Source organism: Kosakonia sp. MUSA4 (assembly GCF_013085925.1).
Taxonomy (GTDB): Bacteria; Pseudomonadota; Gammaproteobacteria; order Enterobacterales; family Enterobacteriaceae; genus Kosakonia; species Kosakonia sacchari_B.
This window is the reverse complement of sequence record NZ_CP025697.1, coordinates 5,185,860-5,207,319: the sequence shown is the minus strand read 5'-3', so window position 1 is coordinate 5,207,319 and position 21,460 is coordinate 5,185,860. Positions and strand designations below refer to the sequence as shown.

Sequence of the window (21,460 nt, the reverse complement as noted above, 5' to 3'; positions counted from 1 at the left end):
GATGAAAAGAAAACTTTCCTGGATTTGTGCTGTGGCGGTAGGGGTAAGTACCCTGACCCCGATGATGACTTCTGCCGCGCCCTCGCTTCCGGCGCCTAATGTCCCGGCTGTCGCACCGGCTACGGATCCGGTCGCAACGCCCGCGCCGCAGCAAGCTGAATCGCTAACGCCAACAACGCCGACCGCAGGGAATGTTGTAGGCCAGGTGATGCCTGGCCTGCCAGGCGCTAATGCGCCGGTGGTAGCGACAGATTCGCCATCCCGCGACGTCAAACTCACCTTTGCGCAGATCGCACCGCCGCCGGGCAGCATGGTACTGCGTGGCATTAACCCGGACGGTGGCGTTGAGTTTGGCGTTCGTAGCGACGAAGTGGTGTCAAAAGCGGTACTTAACCTTGAGTACACGCCGTCGCCATCGCTGTTGCCGGTTCAATCCCAGTTAAAGGTTTATCTGAATGATGAGTTGATGGGCGTCTTGCCGGTCACCAAAGAGCAGCTCGGTAAGAAGACGCTGGCGCAGGTGCCGATCAACCCGCTGTTTATTAGCGATTTCAACCGCGTGCGGCTGGAGTTTGTTGGCCACTATCGCGATGTTTGTGAAAACCCGTCCAGCAGCACGCTGTGGATGGATATCGGTCGCAGCAGTTCGCTGGAGATGACCTACCAAAGCCTGCCGCTGAAAAACGATCTCTCCCACTTCCCGGTGCCGTTCTTTGACCCGCGTGATAATCGGGCGTTAACCCTGCCGATGGTCTTTGCCAGTGCGCCGGACATCGCGCAGCAGCAGGCTGCGGCGATCATCGCGTCGTGGTTCGGTTCACGTGCTGGCTGGCGCGGCCAGACTTTCCCGGTCTCTTACAACAGCCTGCCGGATCGTAATGCCCTTGTTTTCGCCACTAACGATAAACGCCCGGATTTCCTGCGTGACGCGCCCGCGGTGAAAGGGCCGACCATCAGCATGATCAACCATCCGGATAATCCGTATGTGAAGCTGCTGATCGTGATGGGGCGTGACGATAAAGATCTGTTGCAGGCGGCAAAAGGTATCGCTCAGGGCAACGTGCTGTTCCGTGGCGATAGCGTCACGGTGGATGAAGTTAAACCGCTGCTGGCTCGTCAGCCGTATGACGCGCCAAACTGGGTGCGTACTGACCGTCCGGTGACCTTCGGCGAGCTGAAAACCTATGAGGAACAGTTGCAGTCCACCGGGCTGGAGCCATCGTCCATCAACGTGTCGCTGAATTTGCCGCCGGATCTCTATCTGCTGCGCAGCACCGGTATCGATATGAATCTCAACTATCGTTATACCGCGCCGTTGACCAAAGATAGCTCGCGCATGGATATCAGCCTGAATAACCAGTTCCTGCAATATTTCAACCTGACCAGCAACCAGGACACAAACCGTCTGTTGCTGCGTCTGCCGGTACTGCAAGGTCTGCTGGACAGCAAAACGGATGTGTCGATTCCGGCGCTGAAACTGGGGGCTGTTAACCAGTTGCGCTTCGACTTCCAGTATATGAATCCCATGCCGGGCGGCAGCATCGATAACTGCGTGACGTTCCAGCAAGTACCGAACCGCGTGGTGATTGGCGACGACTCAACCATCGATTTCTCGAAGTATTACCACTTTATCGCCATGCCGGATTTGCGCGCCTTCGCGAATGCAGGCTTCCCGTTTAGCCGGATGGCGGATCTGTCGCAAACCCTCATTGTCACACCGGCTCAGCCGACGCCAGCACAGGTCGGTACGCTGCTGGATATGCTTGGCACCATCGGCGCACAAACCGGCTTCCCGGCCATTAATATGCAACTGACCAGCGATGCCAGCCAGTTGCAGGACAAAGATGCCGACATCATGATCATCGGCTCGATTCCGCAACCGTTGAAGAACGACGAGAAGATCGACCTGCTGGTGAATGCGACGCAAAGCTGGGTGAAAACGCCGCTGCGCCAGTCGCCATTCATGGCGAGTGAACCGGATGCCGCCGACCGCAAAGCCGATGCGAAAACAGCAGTCAGTTCCGATGGCCCAATGGCGGCAGTGATTAGCTTCCAGTCGCCGTTCAACGATCAACGCAGCGTTGTGGCGCTGCTGGCGGACAGCCCGCGCGGCTACGAACTGCTGAACAATGCCATGAACGACAGCGGTAAACGTGCGGCGATTTTCGGTTCAGTAACGGTGATCCGTGAATCCGGCGTTAACGGCCTGCGCGTTGGCGATGTCTACTATGTCGGTCACTTGCCGTGGTTTGAGCGTATCTGGTATGCGCTGGCGAACCACCCGGTACTGCTGGCCATTCTGGCTGCGGTCAGCGTTGTATTGCTGGCATGGGTACTGTGGCGCTTGCTGCGGATTATCAGCCGCCGCCGCCTTGATTCGGACCACGAGTAATCAGCAATGAAGGCGCTACGTTGGATGGTGATGATGGCGCTGATGCTGGCGGCGGTGAGTACGCACGCCGCCTGCACCTGGCCTGCCTGGGAGCATTTTAAACAGGCCTATATCAGCGATGGCGGACGGGTGGTGGATCCGAGTGATGCGCGCAAAATTACCACCTCGGAAGGGCAAAGCTACGCGCTGTTCTTCGCGCTGGCCGCCAACGATCGCAAGGCATTCGATAACCTGCTGCAATGGACGCAAAACAACCTGGCGCAAGGCTCGCTCAGCGACCATCTTCCCGCATGGCTGTGGGGGAAAAAAGACGAAGAGAGCTGGACGGTGCTGGATACCAACTCGGCTTCCGATGCCGATCTCTGGATCGCCTGGTCACTGCTGGAAGCCGGGCGCTTGTGGAAAAACGATGCCTACACCCGCGAGGGGAAAGCGCTGTTAGACCGCATCGCTAAAGAAGAGGTGGTGAAGGTGCCAGGGCTTGGGTTGATGCTGCTGCCGGGAAAAATCGGCTTTGCCGATAACAGCGCATGGCGTTTTAACCCCAGCTATTTGCCGCCGCAACTGGCGAGCTATTTCACCCGTTTTGGCGCGCCCTGGACAACGCTGCGCGAAACCAATCTGCGGCTGTTGCTGGAGACCGCGCCAAAAGGCTTTTCGCCGGACTGGGTGCGCTATCAAAAGGGGCAGGGCTGGCAGCTTAAAAGCGAAAAGACGCTGATCGGAAGCTACGACGCGATTCGCGTCTATTTGTGGGCTGGCATGCTGCATGGCAGCGACACGCAGAAAGCGCGGCTGCTGGCGAAGTTTAAACCGATGGCGACGCTCACAACGAAAAATAACGTAGTCCCGGAAAAAGTGGATGTGGCGACCGGCAAGATCCAGGGTAACGGACCGGTAGGCTTTGCCGCTGCGCTGTTGCCATTTTTACCGGATCGCGACGCTCAGGCCCGGCAGCGGCAGAATGTCGCAGACCATTTTCCCGGTGACGATGCCTATTTCAGCTATGTTCTTACCCTGTTTGGACAAGGGTGGGATGAGCACCGTTTTCGTTTCACCCCTCGTGGTGAGTTACAACCTGACTGGGGCCAGGAATGCGCAAGTTCACAGTAAGTCTTCTCTGTTTCTCACTTGGCCTCGCGCTGGCGCCAGCCGTGCGCGCGGCCGATACCGCCGCACAGCAACAGTTGCTGGATCAGGTGCGACTGGGGGAAACAACCAGGCGCGAAGATTTAGTGCGTCAGTCGCTCTATCGCCTTGAACTGATCGATCCGAACAACCCGGACGTGATTGCCGCCCGTTTCCGCTATTTGCTGCGCCAGGGTGACAATGCCGGAGCGCAGCAGCAGCTCGATCGAATGAAGCAACTGGCGCCGGAATCCGGGGCTTACCACTCCTCTCTGCTAGCGATGTCGCTCGCCACGGCGGAGGGGCGTCAGGCGTTGCAGCAGGCGCGTTTGCAGGCCACCACCGGGCATACGCAGGAGGCGATTGCCGCCTATAACGCGCTGTTTAAAGGTAATGCGCCGGATGGCGATTTGGCGGTCGAGTACTGGGTGCTGGTGTCGAAAGTCCCGGCGCGCCGCGCGGAAGCCGTGAATCAACTGAAAAGGCTGAACGCCCGTTATCCCGGCAACGATCAGTTGCAAAACTCGCTGGCGCAGTTGCTGTTTGCCGATGGCCATGACGCGGAAGGCTACGCTGTGCTGGAGCAGATGGCGAAATCGAGCAATGGACGTGATGCTGCTGCCACACTCTGGTATCAGCAACTTCAGAACATGCCGATCAGTGATGCCAGCGTGAAAGCGTTGCAGCATTTTCTGACGATATTCAGTTCGGGCGATGCCGTTGACAGCGCCCGCACGCTGCTGGCTACGCAGCAAAAACAGATGGCCGATCCGGCGTTTCGCGCTCGCGCCACGGGCCTTGCGGCAGTGGATGCCGGTAAAGGTGCGCAGGCGGTGGGCGAATTGCAGCAGGCGGTTAACGCTAATCATAACGACAGTGAAGCCGTGGGCGCGCTGGGGCAGGCGTATTCCCAGCGGGGAGATCGCGCCCGTGCGGTCACGCAGTTTGAGAAAGCCATCGCCATGGATCCGACGAGCGGCAGCCGCAGCAAATGGGAAAGTCTGCTGAAAGTGAACCGCTACTGGCTGCTGATCCAGCAGGGCGATGCGGCGCTGAAAGCCAATAATCCGGCGCAGGCCGAGCGGCTTTACCAGCAAGCGCGCAGCATTGATAACACCGACAGCTATGCGGTGCTGGGCCTCGGCGATGCGGCGGTGGCGCGCAAAGATAACGCGGCGGCGGAGGGTTTCTATCGTCAGGCATTGCGCATGGACAGCGGCAACAGCAACGCAGTGCGCGGTCTGGCGAACATTTACCGCGCCCAGTCGCCGGAACAAGTAGAACGCTTTATTCAGTCGCTCTCCGCCAGCCAGCGGCGCAGCATTGACGATATTGAACGCGGCATGACGAACGATCGTCTGTCGCAGCAGGCCGAAGCGCTGGAAAACCAGGGGCAATGGGCGCAGGCAGCGGAGTTGCAACGTAAACGGCTGGCGCTCTCGCCCGGCGACGTCTGGATAACGTATCGACTGGCCAGTGATTTACGCCAGTCCGGAAGGCGTGGCGAGGCCGATTCGCTGATGAGCCAACTGGCCGTGCAAAAGCCGGACGATGCGGAGCAGGTCTTTGCTTACGGACTCTATCTGTCGGGCAACAATCAGGAAATGGCGGCGCTGAATCATCTCAACCGGCTGCCGAAGGCAAAATGGAACAGCAATATTCAGGAGCTGGCCGACCGGCTGCAAGCCAACCAGTTACTGGATAAGGCGAACAGGCTACGGGACAGCGGCGACGAAGCACAGGCGATTGCCTTCTTAAACCAGCAGCCCGCTTCCACGCGTATTGATTCAACGCTGGCTGACTGGGCGCAGCAGCGCGGCGACTTCAGCGCGGCCAGGCAATATTACCAGCGCGTACTTGACCGTGAACCGACCAATGAGGACGCATTACTTGGCCTTGCGGAAGTGTATACCGCAGAAGGCAATAAGATGGCGGCGCGCGATCAACTGGTGAAACTGCCTGCGCCGACAGCGGCGCAGCCGCGTTCCATCAATACCCAGCGGCGTATTGCGCTGATGCAGGCGTCGCTTGGCGATAGCGCCAGCGCGCAGCAGACTTTCAGTGCGCTTGTACCGCAGGCTAAATCACGACCGCCATCCATGGAGAATGCGCTGGTACTGCGCGATGCCGCCCGTTTCGAGGCGCAAAATGGCGAACCGCAGCAGGCGCTGGAAACCTGGAAAGATGCGATGGTCGCTTCCGCTATTACCACCACGCGCCCGGCGGATAACGACAGCTTTACCCAACTGACGCGCAACGATGAAAAAGATGACTGGCTGAAGCGCGGCGTGCGCAGCGATGCGGCGGATCTTTACCGCCAGCAAGATGTTAACGCCACCCTGCAACATGATTACTGGGGTTCCAGCGGTACGGGCGGTTATTCTGACCTGAAAGCGCATACCACCATGTTGCAGGTTGATGCGCCGCTATCGGACGGGCGTATGTTCTTCCGTACCGACGTCGTCAATATGGATGCCGGGAGTTTTGCCACCACCAACGGCACTTACGATCCGACGTGGGGGACATGTTCCGCCACGCCGTGTCGCGGCAGTACCAGCCAGACCGCGAACGGCGCGAGCGTTGCCGTTGGCTGGCAAAACCGTAGCTGGGCGGCGGATATCGGCACCACGCCGATGGGATTTGACGTTGTCGATGTGGTCGGCGGCGTGAGTTACAGCAGCGATCTTGGCCCCATTGGCTATACCGTTAACGCGCACCGGCGTCCGATCTCCAGCTCACTGCTGGCCTTTGCCGGGCAGAAAGACCCGAATACCGGCACCACCTGGGGCGGCGTGCGCGCGACTGGCGGTGGGGTCAGCATCAGTTACGATAAAGGTGAAGCTAACGGCGTGTGGTCGAGCCTGAACGCCGATACCCTCACCGGTAAAAACGTCGAAGATAACTGGCGCGTTCGCTGGATGACCGGTTACTACTACAAGCTGATCAACAAAAACAACGAGCGGTTGACCGTTGGCGTCAACAATATGTTGTGGCACTACGATAAAGATCTGAGCGGTTATTCGCTCGGCCAGGGCGGTTACTACAGCCCGCAGCAATATCTCTCTTTTGCTTTGCCGGTCAACTGGCGCAAACGCACGGAAAACTGGTCGTGGGAGCTGGGTGGTTCGGTCTCGTGGTCGCACTCGAAGACCGATTCGATTCTGCGCTATCCGCTGCAGAACCTGATCCCGGATAACCAGTTTTTCCCGGACGGTACGGCAATGTATGCGGATAAAGATAATTTAGGCGCGGGCAGCAGTTCGAACGGCTTCGGTTATACCGCAAGGTTGCTGGTCGAGCGGCGCGTCACATCGCACTGGTCGATTGGTGCTGGCATCGATATTCAGCAGGCGAAGGATTACACTCCGAGCCACGGCATTCTGTTCGTGCGGTATTCAATGGCGGGCTGGCAGGGCGATATGGATATGCCTCCGCAGCCGTTGACGCCGTACGCTGACTGGTAATACAAGAACATTCCTGGCGGGAGACGCGGTAAAGACAGGCTGTCGAAACGCGGTTAACCGCCAGACATTCAAACTGTTATCTTCCTTTTCTGCCGTTGTTCCGCCCGCGAAAACGATCTATCAGCCCGTTTATCTAACCGCATTGCGATCGAGTATACTCTGGCGTCAGAGTTTGCTGTGTTAGCTCTGAACTCATGGCTTTGTGTCTCTGGAGAAGTAATTTTGCGTGTCAGCCGTTCTTTAACCATTAAACAGATGGCCATGGTTGCCTGTGTTTCCATGGTGTTTGTTTTTATTTTCTGCGTTATTTTGCTGTTTCACTTCTTACAGCAGAATCGCTATAACACGGCTACGCAACTGGAAAGTATTGCCCGCTCTGTGCGCGAACCGCTCTCGGCGGCCATTTTGAAAGCCGATATCCCCGAAGCGGAAACCATCCTGAAACAGATCAAACCGGCGGGCGTGGTCAGCCGGGCAGATGTGGTATTGCCGAATCAATTCCAGGCGCTGCGCGTACGCTTTATCGCGGAACACCCGGTGCCAGTCACCATCACCCGCTTTTTCGAATTACCGATTCAGATTACGCTGCCGATTTACTCGCTTGAGCGCCCGGCGAACCCGCAGCCGCTGGCGTATCTGGTGTTGCAGGCAGATTCCTGGCGCACCTACAAATTTATCCTCAGCACGCTCTCTTTGTTAGTAACGACTTACTTACTTTTGTCGCTGATGATTACCGTGGCGATCACCTGGTGTATTAACCGGCTGATCGTCCATCCGCTGCGCAAACTCTCTGCCGAACTGAACGCGCTGTCCGCGCAGGAAAGCATTGGCCACCAGTTGACGCTGCCCGGCCACCATTTTGATGATGAAATCGGTGTACTGGTGCGCAACTACAACCGCAACCAGCAGATGCTACTGCGCCAGCTTGAAGAGATGAATATCCAGTCTACCCGCTTCCCGGTTTCGGATTTGCCCAACAAAGCGTTTCTGATGGCGATGCTGGAGCAAACCGTGGCCCGGCAAAAGCCGATGGCGCTGATGATTGTCTCCTGCGAAACGCTGCGCGACACCGCCGGTGTGTTGCAGGAATCCCAGCGTGAAGTGCTGCTGGTCACGCTGGTCGAGAAGCTGAAATCGGTGCTTTCTTCGGGCATGGTGCTGGCGCAGGTCAGCGGTTATGACTTTGCTATTATCGCCAACGGCGTTCAGGAACCGTGGCATGCGATGACGTTAGGTAAGCAAGCACTCACTGTCATTAATGAGCGTGTTCCGCTAAACGGTATTCAATTGCGGCCCAACGCCAATATTGGCGTGGCAATGTGTTATGGCGATCTGAGCGCCGGGCAGCTTTACCATCGCGCCATGTCAGCGGTGACCAGCGCACAGCGTAAAGGGAAAAACCAGATCCAGTTCTTCGATCCTGAGCAGATGGAACTGGCGCAGCAGCGGTTAACGCAGGAGAGCGATATTCTCACTGCCCTCGAGCAGGGCGAATTTGCGCTCTGGCTTCAGCCGCAGGTGGCGATCGACAGCGGTGAACTGGTCAGCGCGGAAGCGTTGTTGCGGGTTCGTCAGCCCGATGGGCGCTGGGATTTACCGCAGGGGTTGATTGAACGCATTGAATCCTGCGGCCTGATGGTGACCGTCGGTTACTGGGTGCTGGAAGAGTCCTGCCGTCTGCTGGCCGCCTGGCAGTCGCGCGGCATTATGTTGCCGCTATCGGTCAATCTCTCGGCATTGCAACTGCTGCATCACGATATGCTGCCGGACATGCTGGCGCTGCTGAATCGCTACCGAATCGCCCCGCAGACGATGATCCTGGAAGTGACGGAAAGCCGCCACATTGATGACCCGAAAGCCGCCGTGGAGATCCTGCGCCCGCTGCGTAATGCCGGGGTGCGCATTGCGCTGGATGATTTCGGTATGGGCTATGCCGGTCTGCGTCAGCTTCATCACATGAAATCACTGCCGGTGGATATGCTGAAGATCGATAAAATGTTTGTTGAAGGTTTGCCGGAAGACGACAGCATGGTGTCGGCCATCATTCATCTGGCGCGTAGCCTGGAGCTGCACATTATCGCCGAAGGCGTCGAAACGCAGGCGCAGCGGGAGTGGCTGGCGGCGGCTGGCGTGGAAGTGGTGCAAGGCTTTTTATTTGATCGGGCAACGCCGGCAGATCAGTTTGAACTTCGCTACCTTGCCGCTTCGGAAAGGGTTGAGAAATCCTAAAATGTTACGAGGTTGTGCGAGTCAGTTCAAATTTTTAACATTGTTGTTTCTGATTTGATGTAAGTTAATTTCTGTCATGTTTATAGGGTGTTATTTTTAAACCGCAGGCTTAATGAAAGCCCTAAAAAGCCTGAGGTTTTAATTTCAAGGACACCTTATGAAAACCTCTTTGTTTAAAAGTCTCTACTTTCAAGTTCTGACGGCCATCGCCATCGGTATTTTACTTGGCCACTTCTACCCTGACATCGGGGCGCAGATGAAACCTCTTGGTGACGGCTTCGTTAAGCTCATCAAGATGATCATCGCCCCCGTGATCTTCTGTACGGTTGTTACCGGTATTGCCGGTATGGAAAGCATGAAGGCAGTCGGTCGCACCGGTGCGGTTGCGCTGCTCTACTTTGAAGTCGTCAGTACGCTGGCGCTGATCATCGGCCTGATTATTGTTAACGTGGTGCAACCCGGCGCAGGAATGAACGTTGATCCTGCGACGCTGGATGCAAAAGCCGTGGCTGTTTATGCCGAGCAGGCAAAACAGCAGGGGATTATCGACTTCCTTCTGGATGTGATCCCGTCCAGCGTTATCGGTGCCTTCGCCAGCGGTAATATCCTGCAGGTGCTGCTGTTTGCCGTGCTGTTTGGTTTTGCGCTGCACCGTATGGGGCACAAAGGCCAGCTGATTTTTAACGTTATTGAAAGCTTCTCGCAGGTCATTTTCGGCATCATTAATATGATCATGCGTCTGGCGCCGATTGGCGCTTTCGGCGCGATGGCTTTCACCATCGGTAAATACGGCGTCGGTACGCTGGTGCAACTGGGGCAGCTCATTATCTGCTTCTACGTCACCTGTATCCTGTTCGTGGTGGTGGTGCTGGGGACGATTGCCCGCGTTACCGGATTCAATATTTTTAAATTTATCCGCTACATCCGCGAAGAGCTGCTGATTGTATTGGGCACCTCCTCGTCGGAGTCTGCGTTGCCGCGCATGCTGGAGAAGATGGAGCGGCTGGGCTGTCGTAAATCGGTGGTGGGGCTGGTGATCCCAACGGGTTACTCGTTCAACCTTGATGGAACCTCCATTTACCTGACGATGGCGGCGGTATTTATCGCGCAGGCCACCAACAGCCATATGGATATTGTCCACCAGGTTACGCTGCTGGTAGTGTTGCTGCTCTCTTCCAAAGGCGCAGCCGGGGTGACGGGTAGCGGGTTTATCGTGCTGGCGGCGACGCTGTCTGCGGTCGGCCATCTGCCGGTGGCCGGGCTGGCGTTGATTCTGGGTATTGACCGTTTTATGTCCGAAGCGCGTGCGTTGACCAACCTGGTCGGTAACGGTGTGGCGACGATCGTGGTGGCTAAATGGGTAAAAGAGCTCGATCAAAAACAGCTCGTCGATACGCTGGATAATCGTACAAGCGCCGCGAAAACGCGCGAAATCTCCTCGTAATTTCGGTACTTAAGCCAGCAGCCCTTGTCGGACTGCTGGCTCCTGCGCATAATTGACCCCTGTCTCCGTTACCATTCATGATGAGTTTTCGGGAAAATTCGCTTCGTGTTGTGACGTTTTGCGTTTCCTGCGGTCTAAAAGCGAAGTGTTTTTATCTCTCTTTAGCCTCCTTCTGGCGGGCATACTTTTTAACCAGGAATGTTGATTAGGGGTTCACATGCAGGGCACAAAAATTCGACTGTTAACGGGCGGTTTGCTGATGCTGGCAGCCGTCGGTTATGTGCAGGCAGATGCGCTCCAGCCTGACCCGGCCTGGCAACAGGGGACACTGGCGAACGGTTTTCAGTGGCAGGTATTGGCCACGCCGCAGCGTCCCAGCGATCGCATTGAAATTCGCCTGTCTATTGATACCGGTTCGCTCGCCGAAAGTACGCAACAGAGCGGCTACACCCATTTTATTCCCCGCGTCGCGCTGACCCACAGCGGTCGTCTTGAACCGGCGCAGGTTCGTTCGCTGTGGCAACAAGGGATCGACCCTAAACGCCCGCTGCCGCCGGTGCTGGTCTCCTATGAATACACTCAGTACAACCTGAGCCTGCCGAATAACCGCACGGACCTGCTGAAAGAAGCGCTGGTCTATCTGGCGGATGCGACGGGCAAACTCACCATTACGCCTGCCACCATCAGTCACGCGCTTGCCAGTAACGATATGGTGGCAACCTGGCCTGCGGATACCAAAGATAGCTGGTGGCGCTACCGTCTGAAGGGGTCGTCGCTGCTGGGACACGATCCGGCAGAAACGCTGAAAGAGCCAATTGATGCGGCGCAGCTGAAAGCGTACTACGAAAAATGGTACACGCCGGACGCCATGACGCTGGTGGTGGTGGGCAATGTGGACAGCCGCGCGGTGGCCGAGCAAATTAGTAAAACCTTCGGCGAGCTGAAAGGTAAACGCCAGACACCCGCGCCGGTGGCCACGCTTTCTCCGCTGCCGCACCAGGCGGTCAGCCTGATGAGCGAGGCAGTGACCCAGGATCGATTGTCGATTATGTGGGATTCCGCCTGGCAGCCGATTCGCGAATCCGCCGCGCTGGAACGCTACTGGCGTGCAGATTTGGCGCGCGAAGCGCTGTTCTGGCATATCCAGCAGAACCTGACGAAAAATAACGCCAAAGATATCGGCCTGGGCTTTGATTGCCGCGTGCTGTTCCAGCGCGCGCAGTGCGCCATTAATGTTGATACGCCAAACGACAAGCTCAGCGCCAATGTTGGCGTGATCGCGCGCGAACTGGCGAAAGTCCGTGAAAAAGGGTTGCCGGAAGAGGAATTTAAGGCGCTGATTGCGCAGAAAAACCTTGAACTGCAAAAGCTTTTTGCGACCTACGCCCGCGCCGATACCGATATTTTGATCGGCCAGCGGTTGCGCTCGTGGCAGAACCAGGTGGTGGATATCGCGCCGGAGCAGTACCAAAAGCTGCGCCAGAGCTTCTTAAATGGTCTTACGCCGGAGATGCTGAATCAGGATCTGCATCAGCAGTTGTCGCAGGATATGGCGTTGATTCTGATGCAGCCGAAAGGCGAGCCGGAATACAACATGAAAGAGTTGCAGGCAACGTGGGATGAGGTGATGAGACCGGCGGGTTCCGCAGCAGCGCCCGCAGCGGCTGACGACGGGCATACCGATGTGTCGGATATCCCGCCGCAGCAGTAATGTTTGCCCTCTCTCTTCCGCAAGGTTGAGAGGGGGCAAAAGCGTTACTCTGACTCTGGCATTGCTTCGCGCGGAATAATCGCCCCGCGATACTGAATGACCGTACTGGCCGTTAAGTGACCCCGTTTTGCCGCTGCCGTGGCATCGCCGCCGGTCAGACGTACGGCCAGGTAGCCCGCACTGAAGGAGTCGCCCGCCGCCGTTGTATCGATCACTTTCTCTTTCGGCAGTTTCACGGCTGGCACTTCTACCCGCGCTTCACCGGCAATCGCCACCAGGCAAGAGTCTGCGCCGCGCTTAATCACCACTTCTTTCACGCCCGCGCGCTGCGTGCGTTCGATAACCTCTTCGACCGGTTTTTCGCCCCACAGCAGATCTTCATCGTCCAGCGTCAGGAACGCGATGTCGGTGCAGGCCAGCATTTGCTGATACACCAGGCGCGTCTCTTCTTTGCTGGCCCACAGGCGCGGACGGTAGTTGTTATCAAAGATGACTTTGCCGCCGTTAGCGCGGCAGGTTTGCAGCAGCGACAGCAGCTTGTTGCGGCTGGCCGGGCTTAAAATCGCCAGGCTGATACCGCTCAGGTAGAGATAGTCGAATGACGCCAGTTCTTCGCAGATTGCCGCAGACTGCTCGCTCTCCAGCCAGAATTTCGCCGCCGCTTCGTTGCGCCAGTAATAGAACGTGCGCTCGCCAGTGCTGTCGGTTTCGATGTAATACAGGCCCGGCAGGCGGTTTTCCATGCGCTGCGTCAGACGGGTATCGACATCTTCGCTCTGCCAGGCGTCGAGCATCTGCTGGCTGAAATTGTCGGTGCCAAGTGCCGTAACGTAGTGCACGGAAAGCGCTGACGGATTGACCTGGCGGGCGATATAAACGGAGGTGTTAAGGGTATCGCCACCAAAGCCACGATTAACTTCTGCGCCTTTTTGTGACAATTCGATCATGCATTCGCCGATGACGGCAATTTTCCTGGACATAGTCGTGAACCTGGATCAGATAAATTAACGGTAGTGTGCGTTTTGCGTGAAGCGCGGTCAATCATATTAAAACAACGTTCCAGTATTTTTTTGAGCTAAACCCTGTTCTGCGCAGATTCCTGCATTCTGGTTTTTAATTTTGCCGAAAAGCAGGACATAAAGTTCTTAGTCGTAGCGCCGATAACCCATTGACGAGTTGTTCCAGCTCATCCCCATCGACAGGACACCAGACATGAAGTTAAAGCAGGTCACCCAGCGACTAAACACTCCTGAAGCAAGCATTGAAAGCCTTGAGGAGCGTCGTTATTGGCTGCAATGCGAACGTGCTTATACTTATCAACCCATCTATAAAACCGATGGTCGTCTGATGGCTGTTGAAGTATTGACCATTGTGACGCATCCGTCACAGCCGGAGCAGCGAATTGCCCCCGATCGTTATTTCAGCCAAATCCCCGTGCGCCTGCGCGTGGAAGTGGTACATGAGCAGGTCGAATTGCTGGCAGAACAGGGGACTTTCTTCGCTGATAACGATGTGCTGGCTTCGGTCAATGTCGATGGCCCGACGCTGCTGGCGATGCGCGAGAATACGCAACTGATGGCGCTGGTCGAGTCGCTGCCGTGGATCCGCTTTGAACTGGTGGAGCACATTCGTTTACCGCAGGATTCCACCTTTGCTTCGATCAGTGAAATTGGCCCGCTGTGGCTGGATGATTTCGGCACCGGGATGGCGAACTTCTCGGCGCTGAGCGAAGTACGTTACGACTACATCAAAGTGGCGCGCGACCTGTTTATCATGCTGCGTAAAACCCCGGAAGGGCAAAACCTGTTCACCATGCTGTTGCAGTTGATGAACCGCTACTGCCAGGGCGTTATCGTTGAAGGGGTCGAAACCCTTGAAGAGTGGCGCGACGTGCAGGCGTCCCCGGCCTTTGCGGCGCAGGGCTATTTTCTGTCACGTCCGGTTCCTCTGGCCCGACTTGAACATGTGATACTCGATTTGTAATTCCGCCCTTTCAGTGAGCCTAAACTATCTTTATGAGAGGTAAGGCTTAAGAGGAAAGGGAAACAATGACAAAAACGCGTAAAGCGATCACCGCTGTTATAGCCACCGTATTGTTACTGATTGTGGTTGCCGTCGTTATCATCGCCACCTTCGACTGGAACCGCCTGAAACCCACCATCAATGAAAAAGTCTCCGCCGAACTGAATCGTCCGTTTGCCATTCGTGGCGATCTGGGCGTGGTCTGGGAGCGGCAAAAAGAGGAGACCGGCTGGCGCAGTTGGGTGCCGTGGCCGCATGTTCACGCTGACGATATTATGCTGGGCAATCCGCCGGGCATTGATGAAGTGGCCATGGTGCATCTGCCGCGCGTAGAAGCCACGCTTGCGCCGCTGGCGCTGCTCAGCAAAACGGTCTATCTGCCGTGGATCAAACTACAACAGCCGGATGCCCGCCTTATTCGCCGCTCAGAAAAACTCAATAACTGGACGTTCACCCTCGCCAGCGACACCAACAAAGAGGCGAATGAACAGCCCTCTTCGTGGTCATTTCGCCTTGATAACATTCTCTTCGATCGCGGGCGTATTGCCATTGATGATGCGGTGACGCGCGCCGATATCGAGATCCTCGTCGATCCGCTCGGTAAGCCGCTGCCATTTAGCGAAGTAACCGGCAAAAACGATGGCACAGCGAAGGCAGGCGATTATGTTTTTGGCCTGACGGCAAAAGGACGCTACAACGGGCAGCCACTTTCCGGGACGGGAAAAATCGGCGGCATGCTGGCGCTGCGTGGCGAAGGAACGCCTTTCCCGGTACAGGCGGATTTTCGCTCCGGCAATACCCGCGTCGCGTTTGTTGGTACGGTCAACGATCCGCTGAACATCGGCGGTATCGATCTGCAACTGAAGTTCGGCGGCGATTCGCTGGGCGATCTGTATGACTTAACCGGCGTGCTGTTGCCGGATACGCCACCGTTTGAGACCGACGGTCATCTGGTGGCGAAGATCGGCGATGAAAAAGGCTCGACATTTGATTACCGCGATTTCAACGGCCATATCGGCGACAGCGATATTCACGGCTCGCTCAAGTACACCACCGGTAAGCCGCGCCCGAAACTGGAAGGCGATGTCGAGTCGCGCCAGTTGCGGCTGGCGGATTTGGGGCCGCTTATTGGTGTTGATTCCGGCAAAGGAGGGCAGCACTCCGGGCGCAGTGAGCTGCAAAAAGGGGAAAAAGCGGTGCAACCGGCGGGCAAAGTGCTGCCGTACGATCGCTTTGAAACCGATAAATGGGATGTGATGGATGCTGATGTTCGCTTTAAAGGCCGCCGTATCGAGCATGGTTCAACCTTGCCCCTCAGCGACCTCTCCACGCACATCATCCTCAACAACGCCGACCTGCGCCTGCAACCGCTGAAATTTGGCCTTGCGGGCGGCACCATCTCGTCGAATCTCCATTTTGAAGGGGATAAAAAGCCGATGCAGGGCCGCGCAGAGATCCAGGCGCGGCGGCTGAAGCTGAAACAACTGATGCCGAACGTCGAACTAATGCAAAAAACACTCGGCGAGATGAACGGTGATGCAGACATCCGTGGCGTGGGGAACTCGGTCGCCGCGCTGCTCGGCACCAGTAACGGCAATCTGAAGTTGCTGATGAACGACGGGCTGGTGAGCCGTAATTTGATGGAGATCCTTGGCCTGAATGTGGGCAACTATGTTATCGGCCAGCTGTTTGGCGATGACGAAGTGCGGGTCAACTGCGCGGCGGCCAATCTGGATCTGACGAACGGCGTGGCGCGCCCGCAAATCTTCGCTTTCGACACCGAAAATGCGCTGATTAATGTCACCGGCACCGCCAGCTTTGCCTCTGAGCAACTGGATTTAACCATCGATCCGGAGAGTAAAGGCATTCGCATCGTGACGCTGCGCTCGCCGCTGTATGTGCGTGGCAGCTTCAAAAATCCACAGGCCGGGGTTAAAGCCGGGCCGTTGATTGCGCGCGGCGCAGTAGCGGCGGCGCTGGCGACGTTAGTGACGCCGGCGGCAGCGTTGCTGGCGCTGATCTCACCCTCAGAAGGGGAGCAGAATCAGTGTCAGACGATTTTGTCGCAGATGAAACACTAAGAAGTGACCCTCTCGCCGGTGGCGAGAGGGGAAAGGATTACAGCGACTGGTGTTTGGTTTCGTGGGTCAGCAGCAGCGCAATCAGCGTCAACCCCGCCATGGCCGCCAGGTAGAACCCGACATACATCAGGCCATAATTCGCCTGCAGCCAGGTGGCGATATACGGTGCCACGGACGCGCCGAGAATGGACGACACGTTATAGGAGAATGACGCACCGGTATAACGCACTTCCGTCGGGAACAGTTCCGGCAGCAGTGCGCCCATCGGGCCGAAAGTCAGCCCCATCAGGCTTAAGCCAATCAGCAGGTAAGTCATCACCAGCACCGGGTTACCGGAACCCAGCAGCGGCGGGAAGACAAAAAGCGCGAACAGAATGATAAGTGTAGTGATGATCACCATACTTTTGCGACGGCCAAACGCATCGGCCAGCAGGCCCGCCACCGGCACCATCACGCCGAAGCCAATTACCGCCATCATCAGCATCCACAGCACTTCATTGCGCGGCATGCCAAGCCCCTGCGGCGAGGTGCTGAACGTCATTGAATAGACCGTCATGATGTAGAACAGCGTGTAGGTTGCCAGCATGATAAAAGTACCCAGCACCGTCACGCGGACGTGTTTGGTCAGCAGCGTACCCAGCGGAATTTTCACCTGTTTTTTCGCAGCCGCGACTTTGGCGAACACCGGTGTTTCATGCAGCGAAACGCGCACGTACAGGCCGATCAGCACCAGTACCGCAGAGAAGATAAACGGTACGCGCCAGCCCCAGTTCATAAACTGTTCGTCGGTCAGCAGCCAGGAGAGCAGCAGGAATGTGCCGTTCGCGAAGAAGAAGCCGATGGGCGCGCCCAACTGCGGGAAAGAACCGTACAGCGCGCGTTTGCGCGGCGGGGCGTTTTCCGTGGCCAGCAGCGCAGCGCCGCCCCACTCGCCACCAAGCCCCAGGCCCTGGCCAAAACGAGCCAATGCCAGCAGCAACGGCGCCATCACGCCGATCGTTTCGTAGCCCGGCAGCAGGCCGATCACCACGGTAGAGATGCCCATGGTCAGCAGCGACGCCACCAGCGTTACTTTGCGGCCAACGCGGTCGCCGAAGTGGCCGAACACCGCAGAGCCAATCGGACGCGCGATAAAGGCGATGGCGAAGGTCGCCAGCGATTGCAGCGTGGCTGCCGTTGGGTCGCCCTGCGGGAAGAAGATATGCGGGAAAACAATGACCGCAGCGGTCGCGTAAATGTAGAAGTCGAAGAACTCGATAGCGGTGCCAATCAGAGAAGCAACGACGACTTTATTGCGTGAGTTTACCGGTGGGTTTTCCTGCTCGTTGTCGAAAGTGGTAGCTGTAGCTTGCATAGAATTTTCTTATTTTTGCGCGAACGAACAGCCATATTAGCCACAGCAAAAGCGACATTTCAATCTGTAACAAAACGGCAAATCGCGGGAAAAATGCGCAAAAAGCGGATAATTTTCACACGTGCGATTTCTCTTCCATGAAATGCTTCACACATTTTATAAATTAGTGGATAAAACTGGTTTTCGGTTAAATAAAAGTTACGACCTGGATTTTCATGCTGAAAAGCGAGATCGGGCTGATATTTTACATTTTCACTCAGCCCGACCGCGAATTTAGTGGCGGGTTTTATCCGGCATGCGCGGGTCACCTTTGTATTGCGCGGTGGCAATCCATGCGGCGCAAAACAGCGTCAGACGGGCAAAGAAGTAGAAGAATGCCATCAGCCCGAGTACCGAACCAAACGCCGCGCCGGAGGGCGATTTCACCAGCGATGGCAGCGTCCAGGTCATCACGATTTTGATCACCTCAAAACCAATGGCAGCGATAAAGGTGCCGCGGATCAGCGCTTTTTTGCGCGGGCGATGACGCGGCAAGCGCCAGAAGATCCAGAAAAAGAGCAGATAGTTGGCGAATATCGAGATCACCAGGCCAATCAGCCGCCAGGCCGGTTTGAGCCACTCGATATTGTCGAGATACAGCGCCGAGATAATCATCTGCTGCGCCGAACCAGCAATCGAGGTGATCGACAGCGTGACAATCAGGGCGATCAGCAGACCAATCAGCGAAATAAAGTCGCGGAAATATTTCACCCAGATTTTCTCCGCGTCCTGGGCATTGCGCTCCCAGACATCGCGCGACTGGGCGCGGATTGCCTCGCGCAGGTTGCCCATCCAGTTCACGCCGGAGTAGAGGGCGATGGCCAGCCCGACAATCCCCACCGTGGTGCGCTGTTGTACGGCGATATTGATAGTGTTCTTCAGCATTGCCGCCATGGTTGGATCGCTGACGCTCAACACAATTTTGTCGAAGATGTCCTGCAACAGCGTCGGGTGCGAGGCCAGCACAAACCCGGCGGCGGCAAACGAGACCATCAGAATCGGGATCATCGACAGAAAAGAGAAGTAGGTGATGGCCGCGCCAAACTGGTTTCCCATACGATCATTAAAGCGTTCTGTAGCGCGGATCAGGTGCGCGATGACGGGAAGGCGCCGGAGTTTTTGCGCCGTGTCGGTCACGGTCGCCAGCGTGCTGCTGACTTTTCCTTCCGTGGCGTTTTTCTGCTGGGCAGGCTGTTCCGTCATCTTCCTTACGGGTTCATAGTCGAGATCTTGCGTCGGGCGTTTTTCATGATTTTCCGGCGTCATCAGCGCTTTTTTCCTTCTCCTGAATATGTCTGTAACGGAAATTATAGCCTGGCGCTAATCGACATAATCCTTCAGCGCCGTCACCAGCCACTCCATAAACAGATGCACGCGGCGGGAGAGATTGCGGCGGTGCGGGTAAATCAGCGAGACCGGCATCGGCTCGGCGCGATATTGCGGCAGAATTTCGACCAGCTTTCCGGCACGCAGCGCTTCGCGCACGCCGACGCGCGGCACCTGAATAATCCCCAGCCCGGCAAGGCAGGCGGCCTGATAGGTTTCGGTGCTGTTCACCGTCAGAATGCCGCCGGTTTTTACCCACCGCGTCTGCTTATCCTGCCAGACTTCAAAACCTTGCGGACGTGTACCGAGGTTCACCGCGTAATGCACCAGCGCATGAGAGGACAAATCATCAAGGCTTTCCGGGTAACCGAAACGCGCCAGATAATCGGGGCTGGCGCAATTAATGACCGATAACCGACCAAGCTGGCGGGCGATTAAGCCGGAATCTTTTAGCGTGCCAACGCGTACTACGCAGTCAAAACCTTCACGAATAATATCGACCAGCCGATCGCTGCTGCTCAGCTCCAGTTCAATACCGGGATACTGCTGCACGAAAGTGGGTAAACGCGGGATCACCAGATTTTTCGCCACGCCGACCGGCATATCCACGCGCAATCGCCCGCTGATACTGGAAGGGTCGTGCAAAAACAGGCCGTCCAGCTCATCCATATTCGCCAGCAGATCTTTTGCTCGCTCGTAATAGACCATTCCGTCCTGCGTGAGCTGTACCCGGCGGGTGGTGCGGTGCAACAACTGGGTGCCGAGATGGGTTTCCAGCGCCTGAATCTGGCGAGATACGCTACCTTTAGGCAATCCCATTGAATCCGCCGCCCGGGAAAAACTCTCCAGTTCCGCGACGCGGATGAACAGTTGCATTGCGTAAATTTTATCCATGCCGACACTCTATTGTTGTCTTGACTGAAACAGTGAAGCGTAATTTAGCACCTTTATTGTTTCTGTGTCAGCTAATAAGCTTTTCTCACTCTCCACATCAGCGAAAACGAGGTTTCTTATGACACAACCTATTGCATTAGTGACCGGCGGCAGCCGTGGGCTGGGTAAAAATGCGGCCCTGAAGCTGGCAGCAAAGGGAACGGGCATTATCCTGACCTACAACAGCAACGCCGAAGAAGCGCAGAAAGTCGTACGCGAAATTGAAGAAAAAGGCGTGAAAGCCGTGGCATTGCAGTTGAACGTCGGCGATATTTCGAGCTTTGCTGCCTTTACCCGTGAAGTCCATGAACAGCTGAAACAGGTCTGGCAGGGTGAGACGTTCGATTATTTATTGAACAATGCCGGAATCGGCATTCACGCGGCGTTTGCTGATACCACCGAAGCGCAGTTTGACCAACTGGTGAACATCCACGTTAAAGGGCCATTCTTCCTGACGCAGAATCTGCTGCCGTTGCTGAAAAATGGCGGTCGTATTCTTAATGTTTCCAGTGGCCTGGCGCGTTTTTGCCAGCCAGGATATGCCGCGTACGCATCCATGAAAGGGGCGATGGAAGTATTGACCCGTTATCAGGCGAAAGAGCTGGGCGCGCGTGGAATCGCGGTGAATATCATCGCGCCGGGCGCTATCGAAACCGATTTTGGCGGCGGCCAGGTGCGTGATAACGAGCAGATTAATCAGTATCTCGCTGCGCAAACCGCACTGGGGCGCGTAGGCCTGCCGGACGATATTGGCGATGCGATGGCGGCGCTGCTGAGCGATGAGCTGGGCTGGATGAACGCGCAACGCGTGGAAGTTTCTGGCGGTATGTTCCTGTAAAATGACGACGCCCGGCGGGCTTCTGGCTGCCGGGCGCGCATCGGCTACTGTTTCTGAAAATGCGTAACCCGGATAAACGCAGGCTGCTGTTTTTTATCCAGCGAGCCGCTGATACCGACGAGTTCATCCGGCGATACGGATTTGCCGTCGAACAGCGCCAGCGGAATCATCACCTTTATCTCATCTGTTTTATCGCGAAGCAGGTAGCGATCCTTGCCCTCCTTTTTCACCAGGTTGCCGCGCAGCGAGACGGATGCGCCGTCATGCATGGCTTTGGCGTCTTTGATGGTGGAGCTTCGCGCATCTTCCATCCCACGGTAGCCATCCTCCATCTTGTGCGGCGGTGGCGGGGCTTTATCGGTTTTCAGACCGGGTGAATCTTCGGCGAATGCCGTCATGGAGAACAGTGTTGCTACACAGAGGGTGAGCACAGTTTTCTTCATAACTTCTCCTGTCAGTTGCCGGAACACGTCTTTAAGCCTGGCAGAAGGGCGTGCGA

At 56.4% G+C, this 21,460-nt stretch carries 14 protein-coding genes; 9 read left to right on the top strand and 5 right to left on the bottom strand.

Annotated features, from left to right (window positions below):
• The first annotated feature begins 1 nt into the window (after position 1).
• From bcsB to C0557_RS24740, 6 genes are all read left to right on the top strand, one after another.
• Positions 2-2,392 (top strand): cellulose biosynthesis cyclic di-GMP-binding regulatory protein BcsB, encoded by a 2,391-nt coding sequence (gene bcsB, locus C0557_RS24765; protein ID WP_208662029.1) that lies wholly within the window; start codon positions 2-4, stop codon positions 2,390-2,392.
• A 6-nt stretch (positions 2,393-2,398) separates the two neighbouring features.
• Positions 2,399-3,505: a cellulose synthase complex periplasmic endoglucanase BcsZ gene (gene bcsZ, locus C0557_RS24760; RefSeq protein WP_208662027.1), complete on the top strand. Its 1,107-nt coding sequence runs from the start codon at positions 2,399-2,401 to the stop codon at positions 3,503-3,505.
• Entirely contained in the window at positions 3,487-6,984 is a 3,498-nt protein-coding gene (bcsC, locus tag C0557_RS24755) for a cellulose synthase complex outer membrane protein BcsC (protein ID WP_208662025.1), read from the top strand. Before bcsZ ends, bcsC begins: the two co-directional genes overlap by 19 nt.
• Before the next feature lie 222 nt (positions 6,985-7,206).
• The gene (gene hmsP, locus C0557_RS24750) at positions 7,207-9,213 is read left to right on the top strand and encodes a biofilm formation regulator HmsP (protein WP_217273274.1); all 2,007 of its coding nucleotides are present in this window, start codon (positions 7,207-7,209) and stop codon (positions 9,211-9,213) included.
• A gap of 157 nt (positions 9,214-9,370) precedes the next feature.
• The gene (locus C0557_RS24745; protein ID WP_074776138.1) at positions 9,371-10,657 is read left to right on the top strand and encodes a dicarboxylate/amino acid:cation symporter; all 1,287 of its coding nucleotides are present in this window, start codon (positions 9,371-9,373) and stop codon (positions 10,655-10,657) included.
• 217 nt (positions 10,658-10,874) lie between these two features.
• A complete protein-coding gene (locus C0557_RS24740) occupies positions 10,875-12,368 on the top strand; it encodes a pitrilysin family protein (RefSeq protein ID WP_208662023.1) in 1,494 nt (497 codons plus the stop codon).
• Positions 12,369-12,412: 44 nt separating this feature from the next.
• Here the strand turns inward: C0557_RS24740 and C0557_RS24735 are convergent, their stop codons facing one another.
• Positions 12,413-13,348: a sugar kinase gene (locus C0557_RS24735; protein WP_074776134.1), complete on the bottom strand. Its 936-nt coding sequence runs from the start codon at positions 13,346-13,348 to the stop codon at positions 12,413-12,415.
• Between the two features lie 232 nt (positions 13,349-13,580).
• Between C0557_RS24735 and pdeH the strand changes: the two genes are divergently transcribed.
• Positions 13,581-14,351, top strand: a complete 771-nt coding sequence (pdeH, locus tag C0557_RS24730; protein ID WP_208662021.1) for a cyclic-guanylate-specific phosphodiesterase — start codon at positions 13,581-13,583, stop codon at positions 14,349-14,351.
• Between the two features lie 65 nt (positions 14,352-14,416).
• Positions 14,417-16,471, top strand: a complete 2,055-nt coding sequence (locus C0557_RS24725) for an AsmA family protein (protein WP_208662019.1) — start codon at positions 14,417-14,419, stop codon at positions 16,469-16,471.
• 37 nt (positions 16,472-16,508) lie between these two features.
• Here C0557_RS24725 and C0557_RS24720 read toward each other — a convergent pair whose 3' ends face one another.
• From C0557_RS24720 to C0557_RS24710, 3 genes are all read right to left on the bottom strand, one after another.
• Positions 16,509-17,825 (bottom strand): MFS transporter, encoded by a 1,317-nt coding sequence (locus C0557_RS24720; RefSeq protein WP_074776129.1) that lies wholly within the window; start codon positions 17,823-17,825, stop codon positions 16,509-16,511.
• 273 nt (positions 17,826-18,098) lie between these two features.
• Positions 18,099-19,130 (bottom strand): inner membrane protein YhjD, encoded by a 1,032-nt coding sequence (gene yhjD / locus C0557_RS24715; protein ID WP_074776127.1) that lies wholly within the window; start codon positions 19,128-19,130, stop codon positions 18,099-18,101.
• Between the two features lie 54 nt (positions 19,131-19,184).
• A complete protein-coding gene (locus C0557_RS24710) occupies positions 19,185-20,084 on the bottom strand; it encodes a LysR family transcriptional regulator (protein ID WP_208662017.1) in 900 nt (299 codons plus the stop codon).
• A gap of 118 nt (positions 20,085-20,202) precedes the next feature.
• On the opposite strand from C0557_RS24710, the gene C0557_RS24705 reads away from it, so the two are divergent.
• Complete coding sequence (locus C0557_RS24705; RefSeq protein ID WP_208662015.1) at positions 20,203-20,961, top strand: SDR family NAD(P)-dependent oxidoreductase; 759 nt, start codon at positions 20,203-20,205, stop codon at positions 20,959-20,961.
• A gap of 44 nt (positions 20,962-21,005) precedes the next feature.
• Here the strand turns inward: C0557_RS24705 and C0557_RS24700 are convergent, their stop codons facing one another.
• Positions 21,006-21,404, bottom strand: a complete 399-nt coding sequence (locus C0557_RS24700) for a YdeI family stress tolerance OB fold protein (protein WP_208662005.1) — start codon at positions 21,402-21,404, stop codon at positions 21,006-21,008.
• Positions 21,405-21,460 lie beyond the last annotated feature (56 nt).

Bases quoted from the DNA above. Each gene is read 5' to 3' on its own strand.
- bcsB (WP_208662029.1), top strand. From the start codon at position 2: ATGAAAAGAAAACTTTCCTGGATTTGTGCTGTGGCGGTAGGGGTAAGT.
- bcsZ (WP_208662027.1), top strand. From the start codon at position 2,399: ATGAAGGCGCTACGTTGGATGGTGATGATGGCGCTGATGCTGGCGGCG.
- bcsC (WP_208662025.1), top strand. From the start codon at position 3,487: ATGCGCAAGTTCACAGTAAGTCTTCTCTGTTTCTCACTTGGCCTCGCG.
- C0557_RS24745 (WP_074776138.1), top strand. From the start codon at position 9,371: ATGAAAACCTCTTTGTTTAAAAGTCTCTACTTTCAAGTTCTGACGGCC.
- C0557_RS24740 (WP_208662023.1), top strand. From the start codon at position 10,875: ATGCAGGGCACAAAAATTCGACTGTTAACGGGCGGTTTGCTGATGCTG.
- C0557_RS24735 (WP_074776134.1), bottom strand. From the start codon at position 13,348: ATGTCCAGGAAAATTGCCGTCATCGGCGAATGCATGATCGAATTGTCA.
- pdeH (WP_208662021.1), top strand. From the start codon at position 13,581: ATGAAGTTAAAGCAGGTCACCCAGCGACTAAACACTCCTGAAGCAAGC.
- C0557_RS24725 (WP_208662019.1), top strand. From the start codon at position 14,417: ATGACAAAAACGCGTAAAGCGATCACCGCTGTTATAGCCACCGTATTG.
- C0557_RS24720 (WP_074776129.1), bottom strand. From the start codon at position 17,825: ATGCAAGCTACAGCTACCACTTTCGACAACGAGCAGGAAAACCCACCG.
- yhjD (WP_074776127.1), bottom strand. From the start codon at position 19,130: ATGACGCCGGAAAATCATGAAAAACGCCCGACGCAAGATCTCGACTAT.
- C0557_RS24710 (WP_208662017.1), bottom strand. From the start codon at position 20,084: ATGGATAAAATTTACGCAATGCAACTGTTCATCCGCGTCGCGGAACTG.
- C0557_RS24705 (WP_208662015.1), top strand. From the start codon at position 20,203: ATGACACAACCTATTGCATTAGTGACCGGCGGCAGCCGTGGGCTGGGT.
- C0557_RS24700 (WP_208662005.1), bottom strand. From the start codon at position 21,404: ATGAAGAAAACTGTGCTCACCCTCTGTGTAGCAACACTGTTCTCCATG.